Below are 232 nucleotides of genomic sequence, written 5' to 3' on the forward strand. Positions count from 1 at the left end.
ATCCACACCGCCAGCCCGGCGCCGAGCAGCGGCACCCCGGTGCCGAAAGTCCACGCCAGCACGATCCTGGCCATGACCCCTGGACCGGAGGGCGGCTCCGGCTGCCCGCGCTCCAGGGCGAGGGCGGTGACGGGCCGCAGCAGCCGCTCGGCGAGCAGATAGCCGACGGCGCAGGTGGCCAGACCGCCGAGAGCCGTCGCCAGGGCCGCGTCCCGTGCAACAGCCCACGAGT

1 protein-coding gene is annotated in these 232 nt (G+C 75.4%); it reads right to left on the reverse strand.

Features of this window, described 5'->3' with window-relative positions; all coding sequences use genetic code 11:
• The coding region (locus tag JDS99_RS31565; protein ID WP_199696550.1) for a hypothetical protein at window positions 1–232 on the reverse strand (232 nt) is incomplete at both ends.

This window comes from Bacillus cereus group sp. N6 (genome assembly GCF_016483705.1).
Lineage (GTDB): Bacteria > Bacillota > Bacilli > Bacillales > Bacillaceae_G > Bacillus_A > Bacillus_A wiedmannii.